Source organism: Flavobacterium aureirubrum (assembly GCF_038739835.1).
Classification (GTDB): domain Bacteria; phylum Bacteroidota; class Bacteroidia; order Flavobacteriales; family Flavobacteriaceae; genus Flavobacterium; species Flavobacterium aureirubrum.
Map to the genome: position 1 here is coordinate 1 of NZ_JBCGDO010000046.1, position 6,791 is coordinate 6,791.

The window sequence follows — 6,791 nt, forward strand, 5'->3', positions numbered from 1 at the left end:
GCAGGTGTTTCTAAAGATAATGTAACTCGTGCTTCAATTATTTTCCGACCAGGAAAAAAGCTAAAAAAACTAGTAGGGAATTTGTCCTATGTTCGAAAAAAAATATCGTAATCTATTTTTTTCTACATTTAGGAGTTAAAAGTTAGCACTATGAAATGGGAAGCCAAAATCATAAAACACAAAGGTGAAAAGCGAATAGCTGTTTTTTTTGAAAAAAACACCGATTTGATTTCACGTATAAAAAAAGTGGAAGGTTCACGATGGAGCCAGTCGAATGGTTTTTGGCATGTTCCGAATACTGTTGAAAATCAAATTAGGTTTAAAATAACAGTTAGTTTGCCCTCAGCGGAAGGTATTGAAGCGATAGAGAAATTTAAACAATATCTTCGCTCTAAACGGTATAGTGAAAGTACTATTACTACGTATAGTGAAGCTTTGAAATCGTTTTTTACTTTCTTTAATTCAAAAAGTATCAATTTGATTACAAATGAGGATATTATTTGTTACAACAATGATTATGTTTTGAAAAATAAACTATCTGCTTCCTATCAAAATCAAGTGGTTAATGCAGTTAAACTTTATTTCAAAACAATTAGAGACACTATGATTGAAGTTGAAAAAATACATCGTCCAAAACGAGCCAAGGTTTTGCCTAATGTGTTAAGCAAAGAAGAAGTAAAAAAAATACTTGATGCCCATAGCAATTTAAAGCATAAAGCTATGCTTTCGATGATTTATAGTTGTGGATTGCGCCGCAGTGAGCTATTGAATTTAAAGTTTTCTGATATTGACTCTAAACGAAATATTGTAATTATAAGACAATCAAAGGGTAAGAAAGATAGAATTACACCATTATCTGCAAAAATATTAGATTTATTAAGGAGATATTATAAAGAATATAGTCCAAAAACTTATCTTTTTGAAGGACAAGAAAAAAACACCCAATATTCTGCTAGAAGTTTAGAGGAAGTATTAAAAAAAAGTGTTAAATTAGCTTCTATAAATAAACCTGTTACCTTGCATTGGCTTCGACATAGTTATGCTACGCATTTATTAGAAAGTGGAACCGATTTAAGATATATTCAGGAATTATTAGGACATAATAGCAGTAAAACAACTGAAATTTATACACACGTTAGTACAAAAAATATTCAGCAAATAAAAAGTCCTTTTGATGATTTATAAAAAAATAAAACGCAATAGCAATTGAGCAAAGCTACTAGAAATAGGTTAGCTTTGCTCAACTAAACAATAAAAAACTGAGCATATAAACAAGTTGTGCCTCATTGTAAAAAGCCGACCGCACAAACAGCACATTTGGTTTTTGCCGATACGCAAGCCAACCCTAAAAACCAAAAGAGCTGTTTTTTGCCAACGCTTGACCGAAAAAATTTGTAAATTTGCGTTCGCTTGACCGAAAAAATTTGTAAATTTGCGTTCGCTTGACCGAAAAAATTTGTAAATTTGCGTTTTGAAACAGTATGATAAGATTTATTTACATAGCATTATTAACCCTGATTGGTTTCTTACTGACACCAACAGACATCTATGCTTGTGGGTCAAAATCTGAAAACATAGAAAATAATTGCACCAAACAATCCGACACCGAAGCGGAAAAAAAAGAGTGTTGCGACACAGAAAAAGGACAATGCAATAAGCACGGAAAAGATTGTGATGGAAAATGTGGCAACTCAAACTGTCATTGTCCTTCAAACCATACAAATTTTACTATTCCATTCTTAATCAAATTTTCAGGAATTAAGTTAATCCCCAACAAGCCAAATTTTTATTACCAAGATAGCTTTTATTCATCAGGTTTCATTTCTATTTGGCTACCGCCAAAAATAGGCTGATTTCTTGCCTTGACAGCCAAAGGTCTGTCCAATTGAACGCAATTATTAGCTTTCAATCACAATTTTTCATTCAACATTTAATTTTCAAAAAATGAAATCAATAAAAATATTGATGGCAATATCTGTATTGCTATCGTTCACAGCGTGTAAAGCTCAAATCAAAAACGCTAAAACCGAAAGCGTAAAAATATACGGTAATTGTGGTATGTGTGAAACAACCATTGAAAAAGCAGGAAATAAGAGTAAAGTTGTCAAAGTAGATTGGAATAAGGACACCAAAATGGCAACCATCACTTACGATGCAAAGCTAACCAATCCAGACGAAATCTTGAAACGCATAGCATTGAGTGGTTATGATAGCGAAAAATTTCTTGCCCCAAATGATGTGTATGCAAAATTGCCTGATTGTTGCCAGTACGAAAGAAAAGCACAAACAGTTGCAAAAGTTGAAACACCAAAAACGGAGGTGAAAGAAGACCATTCGACACATAACCATTCGGCTATGACAGAAACAAGGCAAGATGTTTCACAACTCAAAGCCGTTTTTGACAATTATTTTGCCGTAAAAGATGCCTTGGTAAAATCTGATGGCAACTTGGCTTCTGCCAAAGCAAAAGAATTGCTCAACGCTCTTAATGCCGTGCAGATGAACAAACTTTCCAATGAAGAACATACTGTTTGGATGAAAGTAATGAAGGACTTGATATTTGATACCGAACACATCGAAGAAACCAAAGATGTTGGGCATCAAAGAGACCATTTCAATACTTTGTCTGACAATATGTATCAACTTTTCAAAGTTTCCAAACAAGAAACGCCTACATATTACCAACATTGCCCAATGGCAAACAATGGTAAAGGTGCCAATTGGCTGAGCAAAGAGAATGCAGTTAAAAATCCATATTACGGCTCTCAAATGCTTACTTGTGGTAAAGTAGTTGAAACAATTAAGTAAAAATATAGGGTAGCCTTCGGCTACCCTATTAATAATTTTAACGATGAAATTCTTAAAATGGATAATCAAAAAAATATTTATAAAAAACTGTTGCCGATAGCAATATTGCTATTGGCAACTACAACCATTTTCGCCCAAAAAGTGGTGCGATACGACCTTTACGTAAAAGATACTATCGTCAATTTTACAGGCAAACAAAAAAGAGCCATTGCCGTCAACGGACAAATTCCGATGCCAACTTTGACCTTTACCGAAGGTGATACGGCAGAAATCCACGTACACAACAGGCTTAAAGAAAGTACATCTTTGCATTGGCACGGTTTGTATTTATCCAATAAAGAAGATGGCGTTCCGTACTTGACCCAAATGCCCATTGAGCCAAACACCACACACATTTACCGTTTTCCCATCATTCAAAATGGAACTCATTGGTATCACAGCCACAGCGGACTACAAGAACAAGTAGGAATGTACGGTTCAATGGTTTTGCTCAAAAGAACAGACGACCCTACTTTCAGAAAAGGTATTGACGATTTGCCAACTGTTCCTGTCATTTTAAGCGAATGGACAGACTACAATCCTGATAATGTTCACCGAATGTTGCACAATGCCAATGATTGGTTTGCCATCAAGAAAAACACCGTTCAGAGTTATGGAGAAGCCATAAAAGCAGGTCATTTCAAAACAAAATTGACCAACGAATGGAAACGAATGTTAGCAATGGACGTGAGTGATGTGTATTATGAGAAATTCCTGATTAACGGAACATCTGAAAGCCAACTATCTCAATTCGAAGCAGGCGATAAAGTACGATTACGAATTTCAAATGGTGGTGCATCATCTTATTTTTGGCTCACGTATGCAGGTGGAAAAATAACCGTAGTTGCCAATGACGGAAATGATGTAGAACCTGTGGAAGTGGATAGATTGATTATAGGCGTTTCAGAAACGTATGATGTAATTGTTACCATTCCCACTGAAAATACGTCTTACGAATTTTTAGCAACACCCGAAGACCGTACTAAATCAGCATCAATTTACATAGGTTCAGGTATTAAGCAGTTGGTAAGTCCACTGCCAAAACTGAAATACTTTGAAGGAATGAAGATGATGAACGATATGATGAAAATGGACGGCACAATGAACGATATGAGTATGGATATGTCCTTGCAACAAATGGATATGAATACGGTAATGTACCCTGAAATAACAGGAGAAAATAAACCCAAAAAATCCGAACATTCAGACCATAGTAACCATACAATGCCAAGCAGTGACATTGTTACCTTAAACTACACAATGTTGAAATCACCCACTAAAACCACTTTACCAAAAGATGCACCCATCAGAGAATTAAGGTTTGAATTGACAGGCAATATGAACCGCTATGTGTGGAGTATGGACAACCGAGTGCTTGCAGAAACCGATAAGATTTTGATAAAAAAAGGAGAAATTGTAAGGATTACGCTTTACAACAATTCTATGATGCGACACCCGATGCACTTGCACGGACACGATTTTAGGGTTATAAACGGGCAAGGCGATTATGCACCGCTTAAAAATGTTTTGGACATAATGCCTATGGAAACCAATGTGATTGAGTTTGAAGCCAATTTAGAAGGCGATTGGTTTTTTCATTGTCATATTCTCTACCATATGATGGCAGGGATGAACCGAGTTTTTAGTACAGAAAACCAAGCACCCAATCCATTGTTGCCTGACAAAAAATGGGCTTACAAAAAACTACAAAGAGAAAGCAACGAACTACATTTTATGTTTCAAAACGACTTTGCAACAAATGGAAATGATGGTATGACAATGTTGCAAAATACCCGATGGAGTTTTGGCACTGAATGGCGTTTGGGATATAGCGACAAACACGGATACGAAACAGAAACACACATAGGGCGATACATAGGCAGAAACCAATGGCTAATGCCCTTTATTGGCTTTGATTGGCGATACAGAAAGCACGAAACACCAGAAAAAAATCTTTTTGGGCAGACTAATACCAAAGACAATCGGACACAGTTTAGTTTAGGGGTTGCATATACTCTGCCAATGCTTATAATTTTACAAACAGAAGTCTATCACGATGGAAACGTAAGAGTACAATTAAGACGTGAAGACATTCCACTTTCAAAAAGGTTTAGAGCTGCATTTATGGTAAATACAGACAGAGAATATATGCTTGGACTGAATTATATCGCAAGTAAAAACTTAGGTTTCAGAACGCATTACGACAGTGATATGGGTTTTGGAGTAGGACTGACATTTAATTATTAAAACCAACCCACAAGCCATACACATTGCCAAGTCGCACGAGCCGATACGCAAACCAAAACTTGGCAAAGAGTATGGCTTCCCAACAGTAACAGAATTGACCGACTATATAACGGACAAAAAAGAACAACGAAGGCACAACATCGGTTTTGCGTAATGGCGGGTTCAGCGCAAAATTGTAATTTTGTGCATCTAATTAGCATTTTGGTAGGCTGACAGTGAAGTGCATCTAAGTCCGCCACTTCGCAAAGCCGAGAACCGTTATGCGGCAGCTTAAAAGACGACGACGTGAAAATGAAAATTTACATATTGACAATTTTGACCTTGACGTTTTTCGCTTGTTCGACAGACAAAAACAAACAACAGAAAATTCAAATAGCATGCTTAAACTTTATAAACTAATTGACAACCAACTTCACTATTGGGAGACTTGGGACAAAGACGAAAAAACCGCAATAGTTCATTGGGGAATTGTTGGACAAACTGGACAGGACAAAGAAGTTAAAAGCGGACTTTTTTCAAATTTTCGTAAAACTGTTCAAAAAGAAATTGACGAGAAACTAAAAGAAGGTTATGCAGAATTTGACGAAGACAATTACGTATTTTTAGAAATAGAATACAAGATTGACGGCTTTGGAACTGAACAAGACTTAGACAAGCGACACCGACTTGAAGAAAAAATGGACGAAGTTTTAGGTTGGACAGGACTTGGACATACTGACGGTGGAAGTATCGGAAGCGGAACAATGGAAGTTGGTTGTATTGTGGTTGACTTTGACATTGCCAAAAAAGTAATTGAAGAAAAACTGAAAGGCACCGAATTTGGCGACTATTCAAGAATATTTAAAATGGACAATGAATAAAAGCCTATCCTAATGAATAAAGAAATTATATCAAAAATTATTGGACGACTAAAACAAGAGGAAAGTTTTCCTGATTGGTGGAAAAGTGAAGAAATCGAAATTCCATTTTTCAACAACGACAAGTTGACGATTACTTTTATGGATTTTGAACCCGAACACGACAAGACTTTTATTTACGAAGCAGACCAAGCTTTGACAAATTTTCTGAAACTAAACGCAGACGACCGAAATTTGATTTCTGAATTAGCATATAAAAACTGTATGGACTTTTTGGACGCAGTTGAATATGATGAAGCAGACGAACCATTAAGACAAATCAAAAACAAAAGCGAAATTTGGAAATTCATACAGCCGACAGAAATTTATTTTACAAGACGACCTTACAAAGAGCAAGATATTTACGTTCAAATTGCTTGCGAATGCGATTGGGAACAAGAACACGGTCTTCAATTGGTATTTAGACAAGGAAAAAAACTAACAAGAATAAGCGACCAAGACGGACATTTAACAGAAGCTGATGCTTACGACAAAACAGACGAAGAAGATGAATTACTATCAAGTTTTTAACAACGAAAGCAAAGAAAGCCGACCGCATAACAGCCGTTTGGCAAGATTGCGAATTTTGTAGTAAATACACGTTTACATTTCGCAAGAATTTTTATCTTTGATAGAAAATAATCGGTTCCGAAGTTCGCAACCTCGCCAAGCGCCGGAACGTCAGGCTGTGAAAAAACTCCTTTTTCTCTACTGTTTTACTTTTTAAAACTGCTATAAACGGGTTTTAAGCCATGCTGATTTTTGATTTACTTTGACTGGTTTTAAAAAAAATTGAGGCTA

General features: G+C 35.9%; 6 protein-coding genes. All 6 read left to right on the plus strand.

Annotated features, from left to right (window positions below; all coding sequences use genetic code 11):
- Window positions 1–150: 150 nt before the first annotated feature.
- The 6 genes from xerA to WFZ85_RS15640 all read left to right on the plus strand — a co-directional run bounded on the left by xerA (window position 151) and on the right by WFZ85_RS15640 (window position 6,521).
- Window positions 151–1,185 carry a site-specific tyrosine recombinase/integron integrase gene (gene xerA, locus WFZ85_RS15615; protein ID WP_342697193.1) on the plus strand — a complete coding sequence of 345 codons (1,035 nt, stop codon included), beginning with the start codon at window positions 151–153 and terminating at the stop codon, window positions 1,183–1,185.
- 296 nt (window positions 1,186–1,481) lie between these two features.
- Window positions 1,482–1,853 (plus strand): hypothetical protein, encoded by a 372-nt coding sequence (locus WFZ85_RS15620; RefSeq protein ID WP_064964788.1) that lies wholly within the window; start codon window positions 1,482–1,484, stop codon window positions 1,851–1,853.
- A gap of 91 nt (window positions 1,854–1,944) precedes the next feature.
- Entirely contained in the window at window positions 1,945–2,808 is an 864-nt protein-coding gene (locus tag WFZ85_RS15625; RefSeq protein ID WP_342697194.1) for a DUF3347 domain-containing protein, read from the plus strand.
- A gap of 57 nt (window positions 2,809–2,865) precedes the next feature.
- Entirely contained in the window at window positions 2,866–5,094 is a 2,229-nt protein-coding gene (locus WFZ85_RS15630) for a multicopper oxidase domain-containing protein (RefSeq protein WP_342697195.1), read from the plus strand.
- 260 nt (window positions 5,095–5,354) lie between these two features.
- Complete coding sequence (locus WFZ85_RS15635) at window positions 5,355–5,954, plus strand: hypothetical protein (protein WP_342697196.1); 600 nt, start codon at window positions 5,355–5,357, stop codon at window positions 5,952–5,954.
- Window positions 5,955–5,966: 12 nt separating this feature from the next.
- Window positions 5,967–6,521: a DUF6985 domain-containing protein gene (locus tag WFZ85_RS15640; protein WP_342697197.1), complete on the plus strand. Its 555-nt coding sequence runs from the start codon at window positions 5,967–5,969 to the stop codon at window positions 6,519–6,521.
- Window positions 6,522–6,791: the final 270 nt, after the last annotated feature.

What these genes read in the sequence shown, in the direction of transcription:
- xerA (WP_342697193.1), top strand. Translation starts at nt 151, where the DNA reads ATGAAATGGGAAGCCAAAATCATAAAACACAAAGGTGAAAAGCGAATA.
- WFZ85_RS15620 (WP_064964788.1), top strand. Translation starts at nt 1,482, where the DNA reads ATGATAAGATTTATTTACATAGCATTATTAACCCTGATTGGTTTCTTA.
- WFZ85_RS15625 (WP_342697194.1), top strand. Translation starts at nt 1,945, where the DNA reads ATGAAATCAATAAAAATATTGATGGCAATATCTGTATTGCTATCGTTC.
- WFZ85_RS15630 (WP_342697195.1), top strand. Translation starts at nt 2,866, where the DNA reads ATGGATAATCAAAAAAATATTTATAAAAAACTGTTGCCGATAGCAATA.
- WFZ85_RS15635 (WP_342697196.1), top strand. Translation starts at nt 5,355, where the DNA reads ATGCGGCAGCTTAAAAGACGACGACGTGAAAATGAAAATTTACATATT.
- WFZ85_RS15640 (WP_342697197.1), top strand. Translation starts at nt 5,967, where the DNA reads ATGAATAAAGAAATTATATCAAAAATTATTGGACGACTAAAACAAGAG.